General features: G+C 37.9%; 1 protein-coding gene. It reads right to left on the bottom strand.

Going from position 1 to position 538, the window contains the following annotated elements; all coding sequences use genetic code 11:
- Positions 1–538 (bottom strand): transposase (locus tag AC1EUY_RS16155; protein WP_480196584.1); only part of this gene is annotated, 538 nt, incomplete at its 3' end.

A 538-nucleotide genomic window follows, 5' to 3' on the forward strand; every position in this document is an offset into this window, starting at 1 on the left:
TTTTTAGTTTCCTATCGGCTTTAAGTGCTTTCTTTCTGCGTTTGGGATGTTTTCGGTTGTGCGTGTCTCGAAGCAATTGTTTTGATGTTCTTACATAAGTCTGCCGTTGCTTTACGCCTTGTTTAGTTGCTATAGAATTACATTTGTCAATGATGCGCTTCGCTAATTTTGCATCTGTCGGGAATGTGGTATTGTTTTCTGCTACCGTGGTGTCAGACAATGTTTGAGTTTCAAAAGCAGATTTGCCATGAAGTAAAACAGAATAGGTAAATATTTTTTCTACGCCTTGCTCTCCAATGCGTTTTCTAAAATGAACAAAATCACTTGGATCACAGGGAAACTTATGCTCAAAATGAGCCATTCCACAAAAATATTGCATGTAGGGGTCTCTTATCCAAGCCTCACAAAGAGTTTCATCTCCTAAATTATAAATCCGTTTTAATAGTAAACTACCAACCATTAAACGGATGGGCATCCCTGGTTGCCCTGTGTTGGAGTATAAAGGACTAAAAGTGTTTTCAAAATAAGACCAGTCTAT

Source organism: Maritimimonas sp. 2210JD6-3 (assembly GCF_056591795.1).